22 protein-coding genes are annotated in these 24,775 nt (G+C 40.2%); 14 read left to right on the forward strand and 8 right to left on the reverse strand.

The window, feature by feature from the left end:
* The first annotated feature begins 116 nt into the window (after nt 1–116).
* Nucleotides 117–4,733 (forward strand): beta strand repeat-containing protein, encoded by a 4,617-nt coding sequence (locus tag EHQ58_RS03355; RefSeq protein ID WP_210412772.1) that lies wholly within the window; start codon nt 117–119, stop codon nt 4,731–4,733.
* 2 nt (nt 4,734–4,735) lie between these two features.
* Here the strand turns inward: EHQ58_RS03355 and EHQ58_RS03360 are convergent, their stop codons facing one another.
* Together EHQ58_RS03360 and EHQ58_RS03365 are read right to left on the reverse strand one after the other, a co-directional pair.
* Complete coding sequence (locus tag EHQ58_RS03360) at nt 4,736–6,544, reverse strand: sulfatase (protein ID WP_135621982.1); 1,809 nt, start codon at nt 6,542–6,544, stop codon at nt 4,736–4,738.
* On the reverse strand, nt 6,541–6,930 hold the full coding sequence (locus tag EHQ58_RS03365; protein ID WP_135622138.1) for a DMT family transporter: 390 nt from the start codon (nt 6,928–6,930) through the stop codon (nt 6,541–6,543). Before EHQ58_RS03365 ends, EHQ58_RS03360 begins: the two co-directional genes overlap by 4 nt.
* Before the next feature lie 47 nt (nt 6,931–6,977).
* Here EHQ58_RS03365 and EHQ58_RS03370 point away from each other — a divergent pair, with 47 nt between their 5' ends.
* Nucleotides 6,978–7,811 carry an alpha/beta fold hydrolase gene (locus EHQ58_RS03370; RefSeq protein ID WP_135621984.1) on the forward strand — a complete coding sequence of 278 codons (834 nt, stop codon included), beginning with the start codon at nt 6,978–6,980 and terminating at the stop codon, nt 7,809–7,811.
* Between the two features lie 7 nt (nt 7,812–7,818).
* Here EHQ58_RS03370 and EHQ58_RS03375 read toward each other — a convergent pair whose 3' ends face one another.
* On the reverse strand, nt 7,819–8,748 hold the full coding sequence (locus tag EHQ58_RS03375; protein WP_135621986.1) for an exopolyphosphatase: 930 nt from the start codon (nt 8,746–8,748) through the stop codon (nt 7,819–7,821).
* A gap of 160 nt (nt 8,749–8,908) precedes the next feature.
* Here EHQ58_RS03375 and EHQ58_RS03380 point away from each other — a divergent pair, with 160 nt between their 5' ends.
* On the forward strand, nt 8,909–9,715 hold the full coding sequence (locus tag EHQ58_RS03380; RefSeq protein WP_135621988.1) for a hypothetical protein: 807 nt from the start codon (nt 8,909–8,911) through the stop codon (nt 9,713–9,715).
* A gap of 10 nt (nt 9,716–9,725) precedes the next feature.
* Here the strand turns inward: EHQ58_RS03380 and EHQ58_RS03385 are convergent, their stop codons facing one another.
* Entirely contained in the window at nt 9,726–10,385 is a 660-nt protein-coding gene (locus tag EHQ58_RS03385) for an SOS response-associated peptidase (protein ID WP_135621990.1), read from the reverse strand.
* 43 nt (nt 10,386–10,428) lie between these two features.
* Nucleotides 10,429–11,253, reverse strand: a complete 825-nt coding sequence (locus EHQ58_RS03390) for an SDR family oxidoreductase (RefSeq protein ID WP_135621992.1) — start codon at nt 11,251–11,253, stop codon at nt 10,429–10,431.
* 101 nt (nt 11,254–11,354) lie between these two features.
* Here EHQ58_RS03390 and EHQ58_RS03395 point away from each other — a divergent pair, with 101 nt between their 5' ends.
* Nucleotides 11,355–11,999: a TetR/AcrR family transcriptional regulator gene (locus EHQ58_RS03395; RefSeq protein WP_246047091.1), complete on the forward strand. Its 645-nt coding sequence runs from the start codon at nt 11,355–11,357 to the stop codon at nt 11,997–11,999.
* Nucleotides 11,996–12,775 (forward strand): PAQR family membrane homeostasis protein TrhA, encoded by a 780-nt coding sequence (trhA, locus tag EHQ58_RS03400; protein WP_246047092.1) that lies wholly within the window; start codon nt 11,996–11,998, stop codon nt 12,773–12,775. Before EHQ58_RS03395 ends, trhA begins: the two co-directional genes overlap by 4 nt.
* 18 nt (nt 12,776–12,793) lie before the next feature.
* Here the strand turns inward: trhA and EHQ58_RS03405 are convergent, their stop codons facing one another.
* Complete coding sequence (locus EHQ58_RS03405) at nt 12,794–13,192, reverse strand: hypothetical protein (protein WP_135621996.1); 399 nt, start codon at nt 13,190–13,192, stop codon at nt 12,794–12,796.
* A gap of 16 nt (nt 13,193–13,208) precedes the next feature.
* Between EHQ58_RS03405 and EHQ58_RS03410 the strand changes: the two genes are divergently transcribed.
* Together EHQ58_RS03410 and EHQ58_RS03415 are read left to right on the forward strand one after the other, a co-directional pair.
* The gene (locus EHQ58_RS03410) at nt 13,209–13,658 is read left to right on the forward strand and encodes a hypothetical protein (RefSeq protein WP_135621999.1); all 450 of its coding nucleotides are present in this window, start codon (nt 13,209–13,211) and stop codon (nt 13,656–13,658) included.
* Nucleotides 13,659–13,695: 37 nt separating this feature from the next.
* Complete coding sequence (locus tag EHQ58_RS03415) at nt 13,696–15,666, forward strand: PP2C family protein-serine/threonine phosphatase (protein WP_135622001.1); 1,971 nt, start codon at nt 13,696–13,698, stop codon at nt 15,664–15,666.
* On the opposite strand, the gene eutC is transcribed toward EHQ58_RS03415, so the two are convergent.
* Together eutC and EHQ58_RS03425 are read right to left on the reverse strand one after the other, a co-directional pair.
* Nucleotides 15,641–16,429: an ethanolamine ammonia-lyase subunit EutC gene (gene eutC, locus EHQ58_RS03420; protein WP_135622002.1), complete on the reverse strand. Its 789-nt coding sequence runs from the start codon at nt 16,427–16,429 to the stop codon at nt 15,641–15,643. The two genes, EHQ58_RS03415 and eutC, sit on opposite strands and share 26 nt — an antisense overlap.
* Nucleotides 16,426–17,811 (reverse strand): ethanolamine ammonia-lyase subunit EutB, encoded by a 1,386-nt coding sequence (locus EHQ58_RS03425; RefSeq protein ID WP_135622004.1) that lies wholly within the window; start codon nt 17,809–17,811, stop codon nt 16,426–16,428. The genes eutC and EHQ58_RS03425 overlap by 4 nt, the downstream gene beginning before the upstream one ends.
* 84 nt (nt 17,812–17,895) lie before the next feature.
* Here EHQ58_RS03425 and EHQ58_RS03430 point away from each other — a divergent pair, with 84 nt between their 5' ends.
* From EHQ58_RS03430 to EHQ58_RS03460, 7 genes are all read left to right on the forward strand, one after another.
* Nucleotides 17,896–19,773 carry a 7TM diverse intracellular signaling domain-containing protein gene (locus tag EHQ58_RS03430; RefSeq protein ID WP_135622006.1) on the forward strand — a complete coding sequence of 626 codons (1,878 nt, stop codon included), beginning with the start codon at nt 17,896–17,898 and terminating at the stop codon, nt 19,771–19,773.
* A gap of 2 nt (nt 19,774–19,775) precedes the next feature.
* The gene (locus EHQ58_RS03435; RefSeq protein WP_135622008.1) at nt 19,776–20,516 is read left to right on the forward strand and encodes a LytR/AlgR family response regulator transcription factor; all 741 of its coding nucleotides are present in this window, start codon (nt 19,776–19,778) and stop codon (nt 20,514–20,516) included.
* Nucleotides 20,517–20,640: 124 nt separating this feature from the next.
* Nucleotides 20,641–21,024, forward strand: coding sequence for an LIC20211 family lipoprotein (locus EHQ58_RS03440; protein WP_135622010.1), 384 nt, complete (start codon nt 20,641–20,643; stop codon nt 21,022–21,024).
* Between the two features lie 11 nt (nt 21,025–21,035).
* Nucleotides 21,036–21,431 (forward strand): hypothetical protein, encoded by a 396-nt coding sequence (locus EHQ58_RS03445; protein WP_135622012.1) that lies wholly within the window; start codon nt 21,036–21,038, stop codon nt 21,429–21,431.
* Nucleotides 21,428–21,781: a hypothetical protein gene (locus EHQ58_RS03450; RefSeq protein WP_135622013.1), complete on the forward strand. Its 354-nt coding sequence runs from the start codon at nt 21,428–21,430 to the stop codon at nt 21,779–21,781. Before EHQ58_RS03445 ends, EHQ58_RS03450 begins: the two co-directional genes overlap by 4 nt.
* On the forward strand, nt 21,753–24,260 hold the full coding sequence (locus tag EHQ58_RS03455; RefSeq protein ID WP_135622015.1) for a TonB-dependent receptor plug domain-containing protein: 2,508 nt from the start codon (nt 21,753–21,755) through the stop codon (nt 24,258–24,260). The genes EHQ58_RS03450 and EHQ58_RS03455 overlap by 29 nt, the downstream gene beginning before the upstream one ends.
* The gene (locus EHQ58_RS03460) at nt 24,260–24,775 is read left to right on the forward strand and encodes a hypothetical protein (RefSeq protein WP_135622017.1); all 516 of its coding nucleotides are present in this window, start codon (nt 24,260–24,262) and stop codon (nt 24,773–24,775) included. Before EHQ58_RS03455 ends, EHQ58_RS03460 begins: the two co-directional genes overlap by 1 nt.

The raw sequence follows: 24,775 nt of genomic DNA on the forward strand, positions 1-24,775 counted from the left end.
AAGCCTTTCTGTTTTTGTTAAAATAGATAGTAATCCTGTCATTCCTTACGTAAATATATAAGAGACAGCCATTGATTTTTAAGTTTTTTCAGCGATTGTTTTATGTCATATAAAAAATGAAATTTCTTCACCTAACATTCTTGTTTGTTGTCTTGGGAATTGTATCCTGTAAATCTATCATCAAGCCGGGAATGTTTTTTTTGTTGGGTAGTGATGATACTCAGGGAAAATTAATTTATGACGCGGATGTTTATCTATTTACGAGTGAATCTGGAAGGACGGGCTCTTTCGATGTTTCCTTGAACATAAAACCAATTGGTTCTGTTCGTATTGGTCCGATTACAATTTCGGATGCTACGGAAGGAGTTTTGCTTTCTGAGACATTTTTAGATTTTAATGAGAGCAATTGGAACGAGTCTCAAACCATTCGCACGCAAGGAGTGGACGACAATCTGAGCGATGGAAATCAATCCTATCAAATCTCCTTTGGTTCTTGGAATACAGAGGATAAGAGGTTTTCTACGCAGAGCCTTCCGATTCTAACAGTCGTTAATACCGACGATGAAACTTCGGGTGTTGCCGTCAATCCAGCCTCTGGAATCCTAACTTCTGAGAATGGCGGAAGCGTAAAGATATATTACGTCCTCCAAACCCGTCCGATGCGATCTGTCACTCTTCAGGGTTTTTCCTCCTCTGCAACAACAGAAGCTTCGGTGGCCAACCAATCGTTGACTTTCACGTATGAGAATTGGGATGTACCACAGTCTATAGATGTTTCAGGTGTGGATGATATATCCATTGATGGATCAAAATCGTTTACTATATCAGCAGGGCTCACATCTTCAAACGATCCGTCTTACCAAGGAAAATCGGTTCCTGTTGCCACAGGCACAAATTCAGATAACGACAGTGCAGGCTTTACGGTCGTAAATTTGAATACGACATCAACGACAGAAGCGGGCGGTTCCGTGTCTTTTTCAATCGTCCTGAATAGTGCACCTACAAGCAATGTAACAGTCTCCTCCCTCGTTGCAAACCCAGTTACGGAAGGGACGATTTCACCAAGTTCACTCACCTTTACGCCAAGCAATTGGAATGTGGCCCAGAATGTAACAGTCACAGGAGTCGACGATTTAGAGGGTGATGGCAATGTTACGGTTACCATAGTTTCAAGCACAGCCTCTTCCTCTGATACGAATTATAATGGAATCGCTGGACCATCCTTTCCTTCTATTACGAATCTCGATGATGATACCAAGGGAGTCAATGTATCACCAAACACGGGAACCACTGTATCAGAGAACGGTGGTTCTCAAATCTATGCGATCACCTTAAAATCGAAGCCACAAACAGGAACGACAGTTACTATCGCAAATATAAGTACATCCAACACGAGTTTGGTCACCATTACTCCCTCATCACTTTCTTTCGATTCTACAAATTGGAATGTGCCGCAGAATCTAACAGCATCTACAATCAATAATGCCATTGATGAGGATACAAGATCCATTTCGATCCTCTTTGGGAATATTGATACCTCATCTGGCTCTCGAGATACTACCTATGATTCCGTTTCACTTCCCAATTCCATCGTCCTATCAGTCACCGATGACGATACAGCGGGATTTACTGTGACTCCCGTTTCAGGTCTGACTGTTGATGAAAACGCAGGCCCTCTGACAACAACTTATTCCGTAGTTCTGAACTCACAACCGACATCCACGGTTACGATTCCCACAATTAGTTCTTCAAACACAGGAGAGATTACAATTTCTCCGTCCAGTCTTACATTCACCACTGCAAATTGGAATAGCCCACAAACGATTACATTAACATCCGTAGTTGATGGTTCCCTTGATGGAAACATTTCGGTGACAATCAATCATACGAATGCGAACTCGAGTGATACTAAATACAGTGGCCTCTTAGCAAGTTCCGTATCTGCACAAAACATAGATAGTGGTTCACCTCAGATTGTATTACAGAATATATCTTCGGCACTCACAATGGTGGAAAACGGAACTTCTACCATTACCTTTGAGATCAGACTGACGATTTTGCCTGGCGCCTCGGTTACCATTGGGCCCATTGTGAGTTCTGATACTACAGAAGCTGTCATTCTTGACAGTTCAGGAAATCCAACAAACAACCGTACGCTGGTTTTCAATAATACAACCAGTAATGCTCCCGTTTTTAGTGGGGATACAACCACGGGTAGTTGGAATATGGCTCAGACTATTACAATTCGCTCTGTAGCCGATGATTTTACGGATGGAACAATACCCGTTACAGTGAACATTCCGACGGCAACAGGGTCTTTTTATGCTGGCTTACGTCCGACAACCGTCATCTCAGGTTATACGCCTGGAACAGGAAATTTAGCTCTAACGATTACCGACAATGATACCGTTGGCTTCTCGATCTCGACGACAACTCTGAACGTCACCGAAGGTGGTGCCAATGGTACCTTTACAGTTGCATTAACGAGTGCACCTTGCAATACTCCAGGCAATTTAGCAAATTGCGCATCAGGCTCGATCACGATTCCATTGAGTGCTGAAACATTTAGTGCTCCCGATGTCACACAATACACATTTAGTCCTAACTCACCAGCAAGTTTAACGTTTAATGAAACCAATTGGAATGTGCCACAAACAGTGACGATCATTCCCGCCGATGATAGCATCGACGAAATCGCAACTCGAGTACATACATTTACCTTGGGATCTGTATCAGGTTCGGGAACAGATTACGAGGGACTGAATCCATCCGACGTCACAATCAACCTGAGTGATAATGATAATGCTTCTCCAAAAGTCAATTTCGCATTAAAGACTGGATCCCAGGCTTTTACTGCAGAAAATGGGCTAAAGACAACCTACCAAATTAGCTTAGCTTCACAGCCGTTAAGTGGCAATTCGGTAACAGTAACTGTCGCGACGACGGATATATCCGAGGGGCAGATTCTACTTTCGACTGGTCCAGATGTTCTCGCAAACTCGAACACCTATACATTTACAAGCGCCAACTGGAATTCTGCTGTAGATGTTGTGATCAAGGGACTCTCGGATGTAGATTCGAGCAATACAAGCTTTACGATTACCGTAGGCTCAGGATCTGAATCTGGGACAACTGCCTCCTGGTACACGGGTTTTTCGGGCGCAACAGGTAATAACGCCGTTCTCACAAATTATAATATTGGTGCTGGTGCCATTACTATAGGAACTCCAGCTACAATGAGTATGGCAGAAACAGCGGCGGCATTTTCAATTTACGTTTTTTTGCAGCAAGCGCCGACGAACAACGTTGTGATTCCTGTTAGCATAAACACGAGCTTTCCTTGTAGATTGCTTACGACTCCTTCCAATGTGGATCAATTTACTGTATCAACCACTTCAATAACGATCACACCCGCAAACTGGGACCAGGCGGGGGCTCATAACCAGATCATTGTCACACCAACCAATGACTCCGTAGACGATGGAACCATTTCTTGCCCCATTCAAGTGGGCTGGGATGGATCGACGACCTACACAAGTTCAGCCGATCCTTTTTATGATACCGTTGATCCAGCAGATCCGAGTTTAACCTTGACCGATAACGATACGGCAGGCTTGACCAGTTCTTCGCTTACACCAAGTCCACTTGTCACATCGGAGTCGGGAGCCAAAGCCACGTTTCGCTACGCACTCGCAACACAACCGACAAATAGCGTTACAGTCTCGTTCACTTCCTCCGTAGGAAGCATTGTCACTTTTAGTCCGAGTTCTTTAATGTTTACACCTTCAAACTATTCCACGACACAAACAGTTACTATTACAGGTGCCAACATCGGTACATCGGGCGACCAGACCTATTCGGTTACGCCTAGCACAACCACTGCGGAGACTACGACTGGTGGTGCCGGGTCAAATATTTACGATAATACTTTATCCTTTGCAAGCCTCAATGCAACCAATGCGGAATTATTATACGATATCATACCATGCACAAATGCAAATGTCATGTCTGCTTGCGGAACGTCACCAAACGCTAACGGTGGTATTGTCTCCTCCCCTTCACTGAATACAACAGAGGCAGGTGGACAGGCGAGATTCCAAGTCCGTTTGCGAGCGAGGCCTACTGCTACGATCTCACTAAATTTAAATAGTTCCAATACGTCAGAGGGAACCATCGCTCCTTCGACTCTAAATTTTACCTCAGCAAATTGGAATGTATTTCAAGATGTGATCGTCACAGGAATTGATGACTCTATTGCGGACGGAAACATTTCCTACCAAATCAACTTAGGGTCTATGTCGGGAGCGGACACAGCATTCAATGGCAATGCCCTTCCGAGCGTTCCGATCACAAATCAAAATAACGATGTGGCATCTGTAATTCTCTCACTAACTTCAGGTTTGGTGACGACAGAAAGTGGTGGGCAGGCAACGGTGACCATTCATTTGGGAAGCGAACCGACAGGTATTGTTACCATTCCTCTCACTTCTTCGAATACCGCGGAAGGAACGGTTTCACCAGCAAGTGTTCAATTTGACAATAATTGTCCCGGTGCAGATTGTTGGAGCACTCCAAAAACGATTACCATAACCGGTGTAGATGATTTTGTAACTGATGGAAACATCGCGTACACAATCATCACAGGCGATATCACTTCCGCCGATATCAATTATGGAGCTATGTTAGATGCGTCAATCTCAGATCTATCCGTTACAAACATGGATAATGATTAAGTCTATTGCACGTATCCCTGTTTTCTCAATATTTCCATAGCATCGGTTTCTAGTCTTGAATCACGCACATACGAATTGGTAAGACCTCCTGTTTTCCATACTTGAAAATGATTAAAAATCGAAACCTTCGGTTTGCCTAAAGGAGCATCAAACAACTCATTACAGGAAATCGTACACACGTTTGGTGCCAATTCAAACATTCCAATTCCTACATCTTCCGTAGTGATCTCTTGCTTACCTTCAAAAAATTGAAATTTTGGAAATGTGACATCTGGATAAACTTCAAATGGAATTTCAATACTTTCAGATTTTTTCAATTTGCTCGTATCTACTTTGATAGATAACTCTCTTACGGAATTTTCAAAAGCAATTCTGGAATCGATTGATTTTATTTTTGGACGAAGTTGTCCTGTTCCAATGCTCACTCGCACTTCTAAGTTCAAGGGCCTTTCTTCTAGTCGATTGAATCGAATGGTGTATAAAGGAATCGTTGGCTCAATCTCTCTTAATTGATTTGAAAGAAAAGTAATCTTGTTTTTTAAGGTATCGGATAATTGTAAGGAGTTAAGGTCTGATATTTCATTAAACCGGATCGGATCAATCTGATTCGGATCGTTCTGAATATTATAATAATAAAAAACTTCCCGCCCAACCACTCCTTCCCAAAATTTTCCCAGCTCATGAAATCGAAACGATTTTTGCAATAAAAAATCATCTCCAAAACCGATTCCCTGCGTGGATCTAGTCTCCCCATAATAAAAGCGGTCCGCACTTGATTTACCATCTATATATTTTTGAATCGAGACTCCATCTAACTTAGATTTAGCGTCGAGCGAAAAAGACTCAATTACGAAAGGATATAAATCAACAGATTGCGTTCTTTGTTTTATCACCCTCCCCGTTTTCTGGTTCTTTAATTTTACAAGCAGAGGAACATGAATGTTCTCAAGGAATAAATCTTGACCATGTCCATAGTAAGTATTGGTTCCAGTAAATGGAGAGATGGCATGCTCGGATCGCATAACCTCGCCATGATCAGCAGTGATCAATACTACTGTCTCATCCCAAAGCCCCATAGTTTTTAACTTTTTGAAGATAAGGTCTAATTGGTCATCGATATAGGCAACCTCTCCTAGATAATCTCGTTTCCTATCCTCTAAAAATTCCTCTGTCTTAATTCTTTGGACATAACCAGGTGGGGGAGTATACGGTTTATGGGGATCATTATAATTTAGGAAAAAGAAGAACGGTTTATTTTTCTCTACGAGATCTTCAAGAACAGAAAGACTTTTTTTTGTAATGAATGGTGTATCATTGAGATGATCGGAAAAGTCAAAACTTTCATCAAAGCCTACGTTTACACCTAGCCCATTTTTATCTGTGACAAAGGGATTGTTACCAACCATAACCGTATGAATTCCGTTTTGCGAGAGATACTTTGGAAGAGGATATAACTCCTTCTGATAAAAATCCTGAGCCTCACTTTTTGGAGTAGGATAATCCCAAAAATTAACAGGACTACGGGATGCATACTTTCCCGTAAAAAAAACCAATGTGGAAGGTCTTGTCCAAGCTGCATTGACCAAATGGTTTGAAAAGACATTTGCCGACTTAGCAAATTCATCCATTACAGGCGTTACACCGTAACGACCAATAATATCACCACGTAACGAGTCGACTACAATCCAGAGGAAATTTGGTGGTTTTTTTATGGGCTTTGGAAACTGATCTTGTTTAGGACTGCAAACAAAAGTGAGAACGCTGATGATAAAAAAAAATATGACAGAGTTAGAAAGTAGTTTTGTTCTCAAGACTCAACATCAAACATTTGCAAGGCGGTAAGCCAAACGCCTACCAAAATAAAGGCGATCCCAGTCCATTGTGTCCAATTTAATTTTTCTTTAAAAAATACCGCAGAAGCAATGAGAACAATGATAAAACCACTGGATGTAAAAACCGGATACGCCAAAGAAAGTTTGAGTCCCTTTCCGAGGACAAATCGATATCCGAGTAATGCCAGTCCGAATGCAGTCAAACCCAACATAAAATAAGGATTAAAAATAGTTCCCAAAAGTCCGCTTGCACTTGCTTGGATCGGTTTTTCGGCATCTTGGAGTGAAGAGGTTTTCATCAAGATATTGGCAAGTGCGTTAAAGAATACCGCTATACAGAAGACTAGGATGATCTGAAGTTGCATGGGATACTGGCAATCTAGAATCTTTTCAGAGACGGTCAAATAGAAAAATGAAAGCAAAATCATTCTCCTTCGCAGGTTTGAAACTCACTTATTATGATTCAGAGACGGAAGGGCAGATCTTACTTTTTTGTCATGCCAACGGATACAGCGCAGGATGTTACCAGTATTATTTTAAGGAATTGAAAAGCCGTTACCGTATCCTCGCCCTTGATTTCGCAGGTCATGGGAAAAGTGAGATGACTCTTAATTTTGAAAACTGGCATTTTTTTAGAGATCAAATTTTAACACTTTTGGAGAAGGAGAGGCTGGAAAACGTGATTTCGATCGGCCATTCCCTCGGCGGGGCGTCTTCCCTACTAGCCTCCGTGAAAGAACCGGAAAGGTTTAAAAAATTAGTCGTCTGGGATCCAGTCATTTTAGGAATAAAGATGATCACACTGGCAAAGATTTTTGGAAATCCGTTAGCAAAGGGAGCCTCAAAACGGAGAGCAAAATTTAGTTCTCTCGAACTTGTTAGGCGGTCTTATAAAAAGTTCCCTGCCTTTGCAAATTTTGATCCAGACATATATGAAAATTACTTAGAGTCCTGTTTCCGAAAAACTGGAAATGGAGATGAGGTAGAACTTTGTTGTGACCCAAGAGTGGAGACACAAATATTCACTCATTCACACTATCATGTATTTTTAAATTTCTATCGAATCTCGCGGGAAACGCATGTTTTGATTCCGAAAAAATATGAGGTATGTAGTCCTAGTTTAGCTCAACTTCTCATACGAAAGAATCAAAATTCAAGTGTTACCATCTGGGAGGATGCATCACACTTTTTTCCCTTCGAGAAACCAAAGGAGACACTACTTTGGCTAAATGAAAAAATCCGTTAAGCAGGAATTAGTCGCAAGCACGAATGATAGCAATGATGTCATTCAAATCGTTGTCAGCAGACTCATTTGGAACCTGGCAAGTACCAGCATTCATATGACCTCCGCCATTATAACTTAAACACAAATCGCCTATGTTTACATCGGAAGTTCGATTCAGTATCGACTTACCGATGGCGAAAACTGTATTTTGTTTTTTGACTCCCCACATCACGTGAATCGAAATATTGGAATCTGGAAAGAGGGCATAGATCATAAAACGATTGGCTGCAAAAATGGTTTCCTCGTTTCTTAAATCCAGGACAACGAGATTTCCGTAATCCGTCGTACACCGTAAGATTTGCTCTTTCGCTGACTTTTCATGTTCTTTAAAAAGATTCACGCGTTCAATGACATCTTCCATTTCCAGTATATAGTTGATATCGTGATCGCGACAAGCATCGATTAAATTCATCATCAGTTGATAATTAGAAACACTAAATTCACGAAACCGCCCAAGTCCAGTTCGAGCATCCATTAAAAAATTCATTAGAACCCAGCCGCGAGGATTCAATATTTCTGCTTTTGAGAATTGGGCGGCATCTCCTTTGTCGACGGCATCCATCATTTCTGCCCACCTTGCCGGGAATCGCTTAAAACCACCATAATAATCGAAAACAACTCTGGCAGCAGAAGGAGCATTCGGATTGATAATATGATTTGAATGTTTTTCGTTCCGAAGTGTCTCGCTCAAATGATGATCGAAGGCTAGGTAGCATCCCTTCACATAAGGCAAGTTTGTCGTTATGTCACGATCTGAAATTTCGATGAGACCATCTTGCATATCCTTGGGATGAACAAATTTAATATCATCGATGAGACCAATCTCTTTCAATAAAACGGCACAGATCAAGCCGTCAAAATCACTTCTGGTTACCAAACGATATTTCTTATCTGTCATTAGCCTCAACCTTAGGGAACGTAAGTATAGACTCCAGAGATATCATAGTCTCTGACAAAATCCAGTAGCTTTTTTAACTATGGAACTGAATCTGAATGATGTTCAAGCAAGGATCTTGGCTTTTTCTTAGGATTTGTACTGCAAATATGGGAACAAACTCTTGACCGAATTCTCTTTGTGGATTCAATGTGCAGTTACATTGAAGAAATCAGAATTAGAACTTAATGATATTATAAGCAGGGCTGTTGAAAATCAGAAGATTTTAACTCTCAAGACTTACCTCCTTAGTGATTATGGGGAGCATATTCTTAAAGTGATTACTGCATCGATCCTTAAAAAGTACAATCGCTTAGACTTAATGGATATCTCCTACGCTGCCGCAAAAGAGCTAGTCATCAATGCGACCAAAGCAAACCTCAAACGAGTCATGTTTAGAGAAGCCGGATTAGATATCAATCGTGCCGAGGACTACGAAAAAGGCATGGCAAACTTTAAAGGAAACCTGCGAGAGGACAAAATCGGAAGCTACAAATCACTATTTAAAGAATTTGATCTTCCTGTTTATGCGACTTTCTATTACACTCATGACGTTCTTAATATTAAAATTAAGAATGCCTTCCCCTTACTTCCCGTCGAGGAGACCCGTATCCGTGATAAATTTAAAAAAGCCATCAGCTTCAGCAATCTAATTGATTTTTTTATGGAGTATGGTGATAACACGGAAGGTGCAGGAATGGGGATTACCATGGTAGGAATTTTACTAGACCAATCTGGTATCAATAAGCACGCGTTTAGTCTATACTCCAGCGAAAAATACCAGGAAACTGTGGCGAAAATCGAAATTCCGCTTAGCAACGATTATATATCAAAACGAAAAATGTTTCAAAAGGAATCTGAAGAACTAGGCCTTCCAAAAGAGGAATTAAGAAAAACCTTTTCTTACAATTACAAACTGTTCCAAAAGTGAACGTTTTAATTTAAAAAAGCGAAAGTTGATCTGTTTCGGGAATGGCCAAGATTGAAGATGATGAATAAGTAGTGATCAATGCTTCGATTTCCTTTTGCTTGGATAGATTTGGATCGAGCCATGCAGCAATATTTTCATCTTTGATTTGGACAGGTTGTCTTCCTTGGTTTCCGCCTGTATTATGAATTTCTTTCATCAATTCATTTCCCTCTTGGGTTAAAATTGTGAACCAAGACGCATCCTCTTTACCTCCCCAAATTCCCGCAAAACTCATATTAGGCTCATTCTGATTTTGAATTCTATATCTGACCTTTGTACCTTTTTCAGACTTCCATTCTAAAAAATAGGAAGCAGGTACGATACAGCGCTGAGAATAGATCAGATTGCCCCAAAAAGTAGATGAAAATAATTTTTCCACTCTAGTATTAAAAATAACTTTTGGAGACCAGTCCGGCTTAATTCCCCAATTAGCATATGTTATATTTACTTTATTTTCAGCCTGAAATAGGATTGGAGCCTTCGCTCCAGGGAAAATTTCCGATCCTGATAAGGTCTTAAAAAGAGTTTCGATGCGCTGCAAATCGACCGCTGGTAACTCTTGCACAAGACGGATCCATTTTTGAGTTCCGTCTTTTAAAGTGATAAGTGTATAACCGAATCTACCGCACATCTTATGTATTGAAACATCTCTCTCTTAATGAAAATCCCGAAATCTAAAGCAAGGCAAGCTTTATCATTTTCGCATACATTCCATCAGGAAGGAGATTGCGTAAAAATAGAAGCGATTTTGCATCTGGACCAACAGGATACCTTAGTTTTTTCGAGCCATCATCGGCGGCCTTAAATATAACCTTGGCAACTTTCTCAGGCAAAGTAGCCCCTGCACTTGATTTTTCGTATTTAGCAAATGCCTTGTCGCATAACATTTTATAATCGACAGGAGAGGTTGCAACGGTATTTTCCATGGATCTGTCATAAAAATCGGTTTTTATGGCACCAGGTTCTACGATTTTTACACGAATGCCTAAAGGCTCGAGCTCAAATCTTAATGCTTCTGTGAATCCTTCTACAGCCCATTTGGTCCCATGATACAGACTATAATACGGAAAAACAAGTCTTCCTCCCATAGAAGCCACATTTACGAACACGCCATTTTTATTTGTGCGAAAATGGGGCAACATCTCTCGCGTCACATTCATCAAACCGAAAACATTCGTATCATATTGCTTTTTTATTTGGGTCTCTGAGGCACCTTCAAACGGACCAACCAATCCATAACCAGCGTTATTCACAATGGCATCGATTTTTCCAAACTTTGAAATCGTCAATTGGATCGCCTCTCGAATTGATTTTGAATCCATCACATCCAAACTTGGAACAATCGTATTTTCTAGTTTGTTTAAAACTGTCTCCTTAGAAGGAGTTCTCATCGTTGCTGCCACATTCCAGCCTTTCTTTTGAAAGTAGAGTGCGGTTTCCCTACCTATACCCGTTGAACTTCCCGTGATTAAGACTGTTTTTGTAATTTGTTTTGACATTGTATGCTCCTTTAAATGACTACGAGTCATTTAAATATGACTGCCGGTCAGAAACAAGTTTTTTTTCTGGAATATTATCAGTCCTTTTTCATTATGGGGTGGTGAACCAGAAACGTGCCGTCTTAGTAAAAGACAAACTGACAAAGAGGACAAATATCATCCAGGCTGCAGCGAATTTGCTTTCACGTAAAGACCTAGCCGATCTATCCATGGATGCTGTGGCCAAAAAAGCAAGGGTCGCCAAGGGTACGCTTTATTTATACTTTCCAACTAAGGAAGATCTTGCCTTGTCAGTCCATATCTTTGATTACCAGCTCTGGTTCAAAGATCTGAGTGAGTATTTAGATTTGGATTTGAAAGATACTTTTGATTTTCAGGAATGGTTTGTACAATCAATTGTGAAACATCCTCGATTTATCAAATTGTTACCGATTGTTCCGACAATCTTGGAGAAAAATGCAAGTTATGAGACAATTAAAGAATACAAATACGAGCTGTTAAATCAGCTAGGATTGATTTTGTCTAGATTGACCACGAGGTTGGGTTTTAAGAAAGAAGAAGACACGTTTATGTTTATGATGCAATGTCATGCGATCGCGATTGGTGCTTGGTCTCACGGGTTTCCCTCAGCGACAGTAAAGCAAGTATTGAATGAAGCTGATTTGAAGGTCTTTCTCATTGACTACGTCAGTTTCGTTAAGTCATCTATAGATATATTGCAAAAAGGTTATAGGGAAAAATTATGAAAATGAAAGCCAAAAAAAGTATCAAGAAACCAGCGGCAAAAAAAAATAAATCTAGAAAGAAAAACAACGATCAAATGGAAATCTATCCACCTGTGAACCAGGCAGCTATTAAAGAGTTAGTCGAACGGGTTCATGAGTATTCAGTAGCCCATGAGATTGCCAATGCGGTTACTCATGGTATTGGTGGTGCACTCAGCATTGCAGGTCTTACCCTTCTAGTTACCATGGCAGTATTATTTGGTGATACATGGAGAGTTGTAAGTTCTGTCATTTACGGTTCCACGCTTGTCATTCTGTATCTTGCTTCCACACTTTACCATGCCCTTCACCACGAAAAAGCAAAATTCATTTTTAAGAATATCGACCATGCCTCCATATTTTTACTCATCGCTGGCACCTATACTCCATTTACCCTCGTTAGTTTACGTGAGAACTCGAAGTGGGGATGGACATTATTTATCGTCATCTGGGCATTGGCATTGGTTGGAGTGATCCAAAAAGCGATATTCCCGAGAAATATGAAAAATCTGGGTGTCGTTGTGTATATTTTGATGGGTTGGCTATGTTTGTTTGTGATCAGTGATATCAGAAACGCGATTGGGATGCAGGGGATTCTTTGGCTACTTGCTGGTGGTTTAAGCTATACCTTTGGCGTGATTTTTTACGCTTGGGATAATTTGCCATTCAACCATGCGATTTGGCATCTGTTTGTTCTAGCGGGAAGTTTTTTCCATTTTTTTGCGATTTGGTTTTATGTAATCCCGATGCCTAAATAGGAATCGGGATCTCCTGAGTTAAAAGGAAAACAAATTGATAAAGTCCTGGAGAGGAAATTCTCGGAAGTCCGGCCAGCTTCCAAACCAGACATAATGGTAGCCAGAAAAAATGCCCACTAACATACCAGTGATAATTATAAAAATAGCTGTTTTTCGAAATCCGATTAGATTTCCCATTTCAATCGTTACTTTCAAAACAAATTTGGTCAGTTTATCGATGATAGAAAACAAAAAGGAGACGAGGAGCAGAACAACAAGCATACCGATCATCGTGACAATCATACGATGATGGATAGATACCATACTTAGGATTCTTGCATTGATGGCCGTAATGACTAAATCAACGGCAAGGATGCAAAGGATACGAAAATACCAGTTTAAAATCCTGTGGAAAAAATTTGGTTTCGAGGGGCTCATGTAGAAAGAAGGCTATATGAAGACTAATATTTCAATGAATTTTTTTACCTCTATCAAACTATATAAAGATTTAGCGAAATCTGAAACACTGCCGCAAGGAACTTTTGAGGTGCAATGGACAGGACCAAGGTGGTTTCAATTCGTCGCCAAACATGGATTAGGGCTGTTGGGTTTTAAATATTGGTTTGGTAAAGAGTTTTTTGGAAATGAGGACGCGACCAATTTATTCAAAATTCCAGGGTCTATAACGAAGTTACGAAAGTATCCGATGAGTGTAAAAATTGGAGTCTCGAGGATAGACGGAAACACATCGATACAAGTTAGTTACCCACAGTCGACTCGCTTCCCTTGGCCTTATGTGATCGACGAATTTCGAAGTGTAAATGATGATGTTTTGATCGGATTGAGTTATTTAAAGTGGGCTCCCATTTTTCCTATGCCATTTTACTTAATGAGAAAAGAATAGATTGTAATTCTTACGTATTTATAATATTGTAGGCGGTATGAAGGCGCTTTTATCGAATTTTCTCCTACATTTGTCGATCGCCTTCTTAACCTCGCATTTCTTTCTGACACAAAATCTAACAGCAACTCCGATCTTGATTGATCCAAATTCAAAAATGAGCGTTGCGGAAGGATGGACCTTTCACACAAACGATAAAGGAGAGGTTCCGATTCAAGTGGGAACCAGTTTGAGTTTGCAAGGTTTTCCACCGCCGACCTCAGGAACTTACAAACTTGAATTCCTTTTTCCAGAAACTTTGCTAACACCTGCTCAAGGAATCTATCTCAATCGAATCCAAGAAGCCGATAAAGTTTTTTTAAATGGCCAACTGATTGCTGAAACCGGAAACTTTGAACCTTATGGACGTTACTCACCTAACTGGTATTTTAAGCGACTCTACTATCTTCCCGATTCCCTTCTCAGAAGAGGCGAGATCAATGTTTTGGAAGTAAAAGTATATTACCAATCAAAAACCTTTCCGGGGGGAATCTTCAGAAGCGTCCCTGAAATCGGTAGCTATAATCAATTACTAGGAAACATAATATTTGAAGATGGTCGCGATGTATGTATCATGCTTCTCTTCTTTGGTATTGGGGCGTATCAAATATTTTCAATACTCATTCGCAGACAGAGGAAGGCGAATTTTTACCTACTTTGTTCTAGTTTGTGTTTTGTATTTTGGAGGGTACCGTTACTTAATATAACACATACTTACTCAGGTTTAGAATTCATTACTCTTCTCAAAATATTTTTTACATTTCAGACACTTTTTCCTTTAGCCTTATTCCTATTTAGTTATGCATTATTTCGCGACCCGATTCGACTAAAAGAATCCCTGCTAATTATAATCGTTGGATCCATTGCCATCATTCAGCTCTTCAATATCGAAATCGCTACGCGCATTTTATTGCTTCGCATTTGGGAAGGATTACTACTTATCATAGTATACTTTGTTTTGCGAGGTGTGTATCTTGCATCTAAAATATACAAAAATGAAGCCCGAATGCTTGGAATTGGTTTTTTCATTGTCTGTGTTTCAGGTATCATTGATATCTCCATTGATCTCACAACTGGAAAAAATGTTTATCTAACCCAATATGGTTTCCTGATTCTCATGATTCTATCTGCCGTAACCATCTCCTTTCGAAATGCAAAAAACGAAAAAGAGCTTTCAGAATTAACAAAAGATCTGGAAGCACGGGTCCAAATCAGAACAGAAGAACTACGAAAAAAAAATAACAATCTGCAACAAGATCTTTTCTTCGCCTCACAACTGCAAGGCCACCTGCTCCCAAAGGAATCTCCATCCATAACGGGTCTAAAACTACATCCTACTTATCTTCCCATGGAACAGATTGGTGGAGATTTTTATGATTGGGTAAAAGTAAATGATACGAATCTCATATTTTTTATAGCAGATGTTGCCGGACACGGTGTACCCGCTGCCTTGGTTTCCTCTATGGTCAAAGTACAGTTTAGAGAAATCGTAAAAGAGACCACTGATCCCGCCCAGTTGCTAGGAAGAATGAACCTTTCTTTGATTCAATTGGTGAGCAAATATTTTATAACCGCATCCTGTGCATTATTCGACCTGGAAAAAGGTGAAGTTACCATAAGCTCTGCTGGTCATCCGAATCCTCTCATTTATAACCCCATCCACCATTCGTTTCGATTTCTCAATTTGCGAGGGTCAATCCTTGGTTGGAGAGAAACTTTTTCTTATCAGAATGTAATAGAAAAATTATCTGAGGGCGATCGATATTTCTTTTATACAGACGGCGTCACGGAAGCGAGATCGAATGAGAAGTTTTTTGGCGAAGCGAATTTGATTAGAATCATAAAAGAAAATCGCAATAATGACATCCAATCCCTATCCGAGAACCTCCAAATAGAAATTATGGACTATTCAGATACAGAACTGAAGGATGATGTCAGTTATGTGATCATTGAGATTCTGCAATCTCATTAATTATCTGTCCCTCTATCCGATCATTCATTCTATCTTTTAAGTTGACTCCAGTTATTTTTCTTGAGAACGCAGTTTCAAGGAGATACATCAACTTATCTTTAGCCTTATCAAAATTTAGACCTTCTGGCCTTATGTTGGAAATACAATTTCTCCTTTCATCGGTAGTTCCGATCACAGGATCATAAGTTAGATAGGCTCCGATACTATCTGCGGAACTAAGACCTGGTCTTTCACCAATGAGCACGACGACCACTTTTGATTTTAACGCCACGGCCACCTGATCTCCTATGGCGACTCTTCCGTTCTTGATACAAACCAGAGGAGCCATTTTCTTTCTCTTTAAAAAATCGTTCTCTTTAAATTTTGATAGAAAGTTTACTAAATTTTTTGAGATACCCAAAGGAGAAAGACCATCAACAATACAAAAAACAAGGTCATAAGATATGTTATCTGACTGTATTTTCTCAAGGGTTTGATAATCTGATCCGTCTAACAATCGACCTAAGTCTGGTCTCAAGAGGTATTCCTGTCGGGTGATTGCTTTTGATTTTAAGATCAAACTGGGCATCCAGTCTTTAATCTGATCTTTGATTTGTTCAAAATCACATTCTGCCCATACTGCATCTCTGGCCATGGCATGGTCATATTTGAAATTTAATATCTCTTTGGTGCCGATCGATCCTCCCGATAGAGGCAAACCAATTCGCGCAGCCGTATATTTTTGATACCTTGCCCAGGGGTTTAAATTCTCCTCTTCTTTCACTCGTATCCTCCCGAGAAACTCGACAACAAGGCCCGCGATCTTTCATTTTTGAGAGGCAGCATTTTTTCATTCCAAATTCCCATACCCTGAATCCACGCTTCAAATTCCGGTGCAGGTTTTAATCCAAGAGCCTGCCGTAGGTATAACGCGTCGTGAAAAGATGTGCTTTGATAAGATAACATAATATCATCTGAACCCGGAATGCCCATAATAAAGTTACATCCAGCAACACCAAGTAAAGTCATGAGCATATCCATATCATCCGCATCGGCATCTGCATGATTCGTATAACAAATATCCACACCCATGGGCAATCCTAAAACCTTGCCACAAAAATGATCCTCCAAACCGGCTCTGATGATCTGTTTCCCATTATATAGATACTCCGGGCCGATGAAACCAACAACTGTATTGACAAGCAGTGGAGAAAATTCTCGTGCTACTGCATACGCCCTTACCTCTAAGGTCTGCTGGTCGATTCCAGAATGGGCATTCGCAGAGAGAGCACTACCTTGCCCCGTTTCGAAATACATTACATTACTTCCAACACTGAACCTCTTCAGGGAGAGTGCCTGCTCCCGAGCCTCCCCGAGAAGAGATAAACTTATACCGAAACTCTCATTTAACTTTTGAGTTCCGCCAATAGATTGGAATACCAAATCAAGAGGTTCGCCCTGCTTCATAAGCTCCATGGAAGTAGTGACGTGACACAAAACGCAAGTTTGGGTAGGTATGGAATACTTTTGTCGTATGGAATCCATGAGTCTTAATAATTTTGCTGCATTTGGCAAATTATCTGTCGCAGGATTGATACCTATAACGGCATCACCCGCTCCGAGAAGCAAGCCATCAAGAATACTTGCGGCCACCCCAGCAGATTCGTCTGTTGGATGATTTGGTTGCAAACGTACGGAAAGCCGGCCAGGTAAGCCGATCGTATTTCGAAAAGAAGTGATCACGCGACATTTTTTAGCACCTAACACCAAATCTTGAATGGACATGATCTTTGAAACTGCAGCCACCATTTCAGGAGTGACACCATACTGGATCGATGTCATTTCCGTCTCGCGAGTCTCACTTGATAAAATCCATTCACGAAAAGATCCAACTGTTAAATGAGAGATGAGTCGAAAGGCATTTGGATCAAATTGTTTTTGAATCAATCTCGTGACATCATCCTGCTCTGCAGAAATCAATTCGATATTTAAAAATTCACTTAAAGGAATATCCGCTAAACAAATTTGAGCCGCAACTCTTTCCACGCTTGAACTCGCGGCAACACCAGCGAGAACGTCTCCAGATCGAAGCGGTGTGGCTTTTGCCATAAGAGTTTTTAAGTCATTAAATTGAAAAGTATTGTTTCCCAACTTAGTTTGATACATGGAGCAAATACAAACATTCTTTTCAAAAAGAACAATAAAAAAAGATTGAGGACCACTCCAACTTATGGATTGTAATCCATCAATATGGCTCTCCATCCCTTTCGGCGCTTACTTTTTTTCAGTTTCCTGATTTGCCTCCAAACGAATCTTAACGCGGAAACTGCCCCCATCATCTCTTGGAATCCAAATTTTAAATCAATCAATCTTGCGCCCTATATTACATTTATCGAAGATATTTCGAAAACGGAATCGATTGAGACTGTGCGAAGCAGATTTGAGAATCAGGAAGGTAAAACGACAACTGCCAATTCTTTAGGTTTTGGATATTCAAAATCTGCCTATTGGCTTAGATGGAAAATGCAAATTGACACGCCTGCCGTGGACCATGCTTGGATAGAGCTTGTCTCTTTAATTGATTCGATAGATATTTTTATTCTAAAGGATGGCAAGGAGATTTCAAGAATTCACACGGGAAGAAACGAGGACGCAAGTCTTCGGTATCTTCTGCATAGAAATTTTATTTTTAATCTGCCACTAAACGAAAATGGTTTGTATGAAGTAGTGATGAGGTTTGAAAGCCAGGGTTCGGTATTATTACCGCTCAAAATATGGAGTAAAGAATCCTATCTAGAAGAGGATAGCCTTAAGTCGACTCTCTTTGGTGCCTACTTTGGTGTAATGGGGGTAGTCTTCTTTTATAATCTGTTTTTATTTTTAAGCATCAGAGACAAGAGCTATCTTTATTATATTTTATATATATTTTTTCTAGCACTGATCCAATCAAGTATTTGGGGGTATACACACGCCTATCTATTTCCAGCCCGACCGCAGATCGCCGATCTTTCTTTCCCGATTTCCATTGGACTTGTGAATGCATTTGCGCTTCTCTTTGCGAGGCAATTTGTTGATGCCAAAACAAATATGCCAAGGCTCAATATTTATTTACTCATCATTGCTGTGCTCTCTGCACTTACCTTGGTTCCGGCTTTTCTTGGTTTCTATCGATTGGCCGTCATGGGGGGTTTATTTTTCACATTAATTGTCTCTATAACGCTTGTTTCTGTATCTTTCTATGCGTGGTATCAGGGATTCAACCAGGCAAGGTTCTTTCTCCTCGGCTCATCTGTGGTCTTGATTGGCGCGATCATAGTAGGACTTAGAAATTTTGGGATCCTCCCTTACCACTTTTTAACAAATTATTCGGTACAAATTGGATCTGTACTTGAAGCTATTTTCCTATCACTCTCACTTGCAGATAGAATCAATTTTATCCAAAAAGAAAAAGCAGATTTGCAAGCTAAATCCTTAGCAGAACAACAATCATTGACAGACTCATTCTCTCGATTTTTTCCCTCACAAATCATTCCACTTTTGAACAAAAAGGATGTAAGAGATGTGATGCTAGGCGATGCCGTTGATGGAGAAGTTGCAGTTCTTTTTTTAGACATTCGCGGCTTTACCACAATTTCAGAAAAGCTTAGCCCTCGGCTTACATTTGATTTTTTAAATGCTTTTATGAGATTTACAGCTCCCTCCATTGAAAGGATGTCCGGTTATATCGATAAATATATCGGAGATTCCATAATGGCATTTTTCCCTGGTTCCTCTGAAAATGCATTGAAAGCAGCCAAAGATATGTTAGTGGGCCTTGCTGAGTTCAATAAAAAACGATACGAACTGGGAGAAAACGAAGTTAAGATTGGGATCGGAATCCATTATGGAAAAGTTCTGATAGGTACGATTGGACAAGAATCAAGAATGGATGGAACACTCATCGGCGATACTGTAAACACTGCTTCAAGATTGGAAGGAAAAACGAAAGAACTAGGATCCTCCATTCTACTCAGTGAAGTTGCCTTCCAAAAGTTAAGCACAGAATCAAAAGCTTCTCTCCAATCTATGGGTGAAATAGAAATTCGTGGACGAGAGGAGATACTCACAGTGTATGGATTGAGAATGTAATGATGGCAGAAGATAAGTTTTATCAAGTATTGATCATTGAGGATGAATATCCCGCCAGGATGCTTATGATAGATTATATTCTAAATTGTCATGAGTTAAAATTGGCAGGAATCGCAGAAGATGGAAACAAGGCATTAGATCTATTGCATGAGAAAGACTTTGATCTCGTATTTGTTGATATAAACCTTCCTGCTTTTTCTGGACTCGATATCATTAAAAAAGTAAAAAAAGAATCTACCTTTTTTATTCTAACGACCGCTTATAGTGAATATGCGGTAGATGCCTTTGAGCTTGATGCTTTGGACTATTTACTGAAACCTTTTTCCTTCGAACGCTTTAGAAAGTCGGTCGAAAAAGCGATCAAATTTCTAAAAGAACACCAATCGTCTAAACAGATTGTTAATACAAACGGGCAACTGACATTCCAATCCGACTCGGCGACTCACATTTTAGCTTTTCATGATATCCACTTTATTTCAGCGAATAACAAAACATCAGTGATTCATACAGAAAATAAGGACTATGAGACTTCGAGACTTCTCAAGGACTTAGAAGAAAAATTACCCAAAAAGCAGTTTATGCGGATACATAAAGGATATCTTGTAAATTTAGATTGGATTGCTTCTCTCCGATACGACAAAGGTGGTGCCTATAATATCCAGTTAAAAAACCAGGATGAAACCATTTTACCCGTTGGCAGGGTCTATGCCACCGCTCTCAAAGAGAACCTAGGTTTGCGTTAATTTACTTTTACTCCTTTTCACGTAGCGTTTATTCTGTAATCCGTAGTTAATGTGAGTTAACTGGAATTTCGCATTGACTTTAACAGCTCCATAACTTTTCTCAATCTTGAATCGGAGTTTTTAAATGCAAAAATACTTTCTTATTATCTTCCTTTTTGCCTTATCGATGGCTGTTACAAATTGTGCTTCTTCAACCGTAGGAGTTGCAGCGAGTAACAAACCAATTCTCAATACTACCTACGAAACCATCAAATCTGTAGATAAATTATTTACGTGGTATTCTGTAGATCTCATTTTGATAAGCGTTTCCACGGAAACTCCCCCCACAGAAAAAATTTATGATGTGATGATGGAAGGAGAAACAGCAGATGCGATCATTAACATTCGCTACTACAATGAAAAATCTGTTTTCGGACCCATCATTCGACACCATTTTGGTATCCGTGGAGATCTCATACGATATACATCGACGACAAATACGATCCCAACCGGGAAAGGACGAAAATAGGAATTCCAACCATGAAACGAGTGAAATACTTCATTCTGGTGACTCTCTCTTTTGGGATGATGAATTGCCTTGGAATGAAAGTTAGAAATGAACTTGCACTTTATGATTCTGCAACACTTGTTCGTTCAAGCAATTATGTTGTGCTAGGAAAAGGGACAGGACAAGATTCCTCCTTTTCGCTGTTAGGTATGATTCCTGTCACCAAAGCACCAAATGTGGAACTTGCGATGAGCCAGGCATTAGAGAAATTTCCAGAAGGAAGAACTCTAATCAATATACAAATCATCAGAGAAGATCGGCCCTACTTTCCATTAGGATTGGTAAGCGTGGTCATAGTGACCGCTGATGTTGTCGGAGAGCCAAAAGAAAATTCTCTCGATACAAAAATCCGGGAGAGTAAAAAATGAAGTCTGGAAGAATATTTTCAGTAATTGTTTTATGTTTTTTATTTTCCCATTTTATTTCATGTGCCCAAACAGATGAGAGAGTGGACGTGAGCGATGCCCAAAGCCAGATACTAGCAGCCGCTAAGTTTGCGGCTGATAAATGTGGCACGCCTATTCCTGAACCCCTTCTGCTTGTCGTGAGCGATCCCATTAAGCGAAATTTAGATCTCTGCACCATTTCCATTACAAGAACAGGTTGTCCTTTCTCTGGGTACCCTCTGCCTTGTATACTCATTTACAGTCAAAAAGATCCAGGCGATCTACCTTGGTATATAAACTTCAATGGCATCAGCAAAGTACAAATTAAATAAATTTATCCTAATATTGGTTATATTATTTTTTAGCTCACCCTTGTTGTCGGTGACCTTAAAAGTAAAATTGTTCAATGCCAAAACAGAGCAAGGGGAAAAGAATCTTCCTGTCATGGTTTTTGAGACCAAAAAGTTTTTTCAAACAGACGCTGAAGGAAACGTAACCGTTGATTTTCCTTCACCCGGTGAATATACCTTACGCTTACTGCGAGAAACTGGTCCTGTAGACATAAAAATCAATGTAAGTGGTGATGAAACTCGCACGGTGTATACCGATAAGAAAGCTCCACCTAAAGGTGGTATTACGGTAGAGGGAGAAAGAGAAAAAACAGTCGCATCTCGAACGAAAGTTCGTTATGAAGAAATCAAACGCATGCCAGGTACATTTGGAGAGGCACTCAGAGCCCTTGAAACGTTACCTGGAGTGGTTCCAAACATTAGTTTTGGAGGTGGTGCGAATGGGATCATTGTTCGTGGTGCCAATCCTCAATCGAACACCTACCTTTATGATGACCTTCCGATCTTATATGCCTATCACTTAGATGGCCTAACCTCGGTGATTCATAATGATCTCATCAAGTCGATTGATTTATACCGCGGAGCCTTTCCAGCAAACTTTAATAATGCCACCGGTGGTATCATCGAAATCGAGACAATCGACTCGGTTCCAAAAACTAAGGGTGCTTTTCAAGTTTCACTTTGGAATACTACGGCGTATGCTGCGACACCCATAGCAAACGGGAAGGGTTATGTTGCCGTTGGCGGAAAATACGGATATCTCGATCGTACTCTTGGGCAATCAGGACTGCTTCCCGATGGGATCCGTCTCCCCCGTTACAACGATTCGCAGGTAAAATTCGTTTATAATTTTAATCCTGAACATCAGATTTCATTCTACAATCTGACAGCCCAAGACAACTTTGCGATAGCTGCTCCCAATAACGGCGCAAACGATCCAACAAAAGACGAGTTAGGTTCCTTTGCAGGAGGCCGGGCTTCTTTTGGTCAAAGTTATAGAACAACTGCCCTCCGCTACAGCTGGAACCCGAGTGATAAGTTTCAAAATCGTTTCACTTTGATCAATTACGATCCTATCGTAGAAAATAACATTGCCTTTGGTGCCATTCAAGGAAAACAATATACGCGTTCGCTCTACGTTGGACTTAGACAAGATGCGACTTGGACAGCAAATTCGAATGTTAAGATTGATTTCGGATCTGAGTATCGTAAACTTTCCTTTAATGATTATGGCTCGGACATTCAACTACGAGATCCTACGAATCCGACACCAAACCCATACAATACGACCAATCCAGATTTTTTGACACGCCCACTTTCCGTCAGAGGAACTTCTGGCTACTATAACGCCTACACTACACTAAAATTCAAAACAGGAAACTTTGCTTTTGAGCCTGGAGTTCGTTACGACCACTTAATGGTCACAAAAAATGGAGCGCTCGGACCTAGAGCCACTATTTCCTATACCTTTCCGGAAGTGATGAAAGGACTCACCATTTTTGGAAGCGGAGGTGACCTCGCAAGATTTCCGCTCACGACGATCTTTAACCAAGAAACTGGGAATCCAAACTTAGAATTTGAAAAGGCCAGAAAAACGGGAGTTGGTTTTGATTTAAAAATCTCACAGGTGTATGAATTTAAATTTGAGGTATTCAAGAACGAATTTAAAAACACGATCGTCAACGATCCATACGCTTCCATCCCTGTCGGTCTTAACCCTGACAAGTCACAATGGCTTTCTAATCCACTTGTTACAAATCGCTCCTTGAACTATTCCAATCGGGGAACAGGTTGGTCTCATGGCTATGAAGTTATGTTTCGAAAAAATTCAAAGCAAGGCTCAAGGGATTGGTTTGGTTGGCTCTCGTATACCTGGTCCCAATCTTTATCGAATACCAATATCTATAAAATTTATGACGGGGATACGTTTCAATACTCCGGTTTAGAACGAAGAATTTTGGCTGAATACTATAATAATTCCAAAGAGGAACTTGCTACCTGGGACAGAACACACGTAGCAAACCTTGTTTATGGATGGAGATTTTCCGAGGAATACCAATTAGGTGGACGTTGGAGTTATCTAACATCTGCACCGTATCAAAAAATAACTGGCGATGATGGGGGTCAATTTGCAAACCCTGCCAATGGTATTACATATTGGAACTCAAAAGTTTCTAATAATCCTTATACATCAGAATATGGGAATACGAAGAGAGGAGCTGACTATCATAGATTGGATATTCGTTTGGATAAATTTGAAAATTATTCATGGGGCTATCTGAACTGGTATCTAGAAATCGTAAACGTTTACCTTCGTAAAAATACAAACGGAGAAGGCTTTGATAATTCGAGACCTTTTTCCGCGACCAACCCCACTCCGAGTCCCACATTCGGAACTTTGGAACTTCCAAATCGCACCATTATACCTTTTTTCAACATTGGAATGGAGGCACACTTCTAATGAAGGCATACTTACTTCTACCTTCACTTTTAATCATTTTGGCATTGTTTGGCTGTGATACAAAGGATGATGAATTCTCAAAAAAATATGAAACAACTTTGTTGCTTACTTATATTTCAACACCGACAGATGCAAACGCAGCTTGCGTTTCGCTTTCGAAAAAGCAAGAAGAGTGTTTTTCGGCACCGGCAGTCGCCCTTGGTATTTCTGTGCCCTCAACCTCCGATTCCACTCTATCTACCCGTTGTGTAGATACATTAAAATCGAGTCAGTTCAATCAAATGTCTGCCATGGCTCAAACTTGTGTGATCACTTGCCAAGTCACAGATTGGAATACCAAAATATCGTCTGGTGAATGTAAAACAGGAACTGCGAGTAGCTTTATCCAATCAAGCTTGACAAACACGGTCGTTTCGAAGTGCATTAGAGATTGTTTTTCAACAAGCAATGGTCTGGTAACAGACGAAAATATAGCAAAATTATTTATTTTTAATTTTATTCAACAGGGAGAATAA

The organism is Leptospira ognonensis, assembly GCF_004770745.1.
GTDB classification, from domain to species: domain Bacteria; phylum Spirochaetota; class Leptospiria; order Leptospirales; family Leptospiraceae; genus Leptospira_A; species Leptospira_A ognonensis.

Bases quoted from the DNA above. Each gene is read 5' to 3' on its own strand.
- EHQ58_RS03445 (WP_135622012.1), top strand. From the start codon at position 21,036: ATGAAACGAGTGAAATACTTCATTCTGGTGACTCTCTCTTTTGGGATG.
- EHQ58_RS03425 (WP_135622004.1), bottom strand. From the start codon at position 17,811: ATGTATCAAACTAAGTTGGGAAACAATACTTTTCAATTTAATGACTTA.
- EHQ58_RS03455 (WP_135622015.1), top strand. From the start codon at position 21,753: ATGGCATCAGCAAAGTACAAATTAAATAAATTTATCCTAATATTGGTT.
- EHQ58_RS03375 (WP_135621986.1), bottom strand. From the start codon at position 8,748: ATGACAGATAAGAAATATCGTTTGGTAACCAGAAGTGATTTTGACGGC.
- EHQ58_RS03415 (WP_135622001.1), top strand. From the start codon at position 13,696: ATGAAGGCGCTTTTATCGAATTTTCTCCTACATTTGTCGATCGCCTTC.
- EHQ58_RS03405 (WP_135621996.1), bottom strand. From the start codon at position 13,192: ATGAGCCCCTCGAAACCAAATTTTTTCCACAGGATTTTAAACTGGTAT.
- EHQ58_RS03450 (WP_135622013.1), top strand. From the start codon at position 21,428: ATGAAGTCTGGAAGAATATTTTCAGTAATTGTTTTATGTTTTTTATTT.
- EHQ58_RS03440 (WP_135622010.1), top strand. From the start codon at position 20,641: ATGCAAAAATACTTTCTTATTATCTTCCTTTTTGCCTTATCGATGGCT.
- EHQ58_RS03370 (WP_135621984.1), top strand. From the start codon at position 6,978: ATGAAAGCAAAATCATTCTCCTTCGCAGGTTTGAAACTCACTTATTAT.
- EHQ58_RS03365 (WP_135622138.1), bottom strand. From the start codon at position 6,930: ATGCAACTTCAGATCATCCTAGTCTTCTGTATAGCGGTATTCTTTAAC.
- EHQ58_RS03390 (WP_135621992.1), bottom strand. From the start codon at position 11,253: ATGTCAAAACAAATTACAAAAACAGTCTTAATCACGGGAAGTTCAACG.
- EHQ58_RS03460 (WP_135622017.1), top strand. From the start codon at position 24,260: ATGAAGGCATACTTACTTCTACCTTCACTTTTAATCATTTTGGCATTG.
- EHQ58_RS03355 (WP_210412772.1), top strand. From the start codon at position 117: ATGAAATTTCTTCACCTAACATTCTTGTTTGTTGTCTTGGGAATTGTA.
- EHQ58_RS03435 (WP_135622008.1), top strand. From the start codon at position 19,776: ATGGCAGAAGATAAGTTTTATCAAGTATTGATCATTGAGGATGAATAT.
- EHQ58_RS03430 (WP_135622006.1), top strand. From the start codon at position 17,896: ATGGCTCTCCATCCCTTTCGGCGCTTACTTTTTTTCAGTTTCCTGATT.
- trhA (WP_246047092.1), top strand. From the start codon at position 11,996: ATGAAAATGAAAGCCAAAAAAAGTATCAAGAAACCAGCGGCAAAAAAA.
- EHQ58_RS03385 (WP_135621990.1), bottom strand. From the start codon at position 10,385: ATGTGCGGTAGATTCGGTTATACACTTATCACTTTAAAAGACGGAACT.
- EHQ58_RS03410 (WP_135621999.1), top strand. From the start codon at position 13,209: ATGAAGACTAATATTTCAATGAATTTTTTTACCTCTATCAAACTATAT.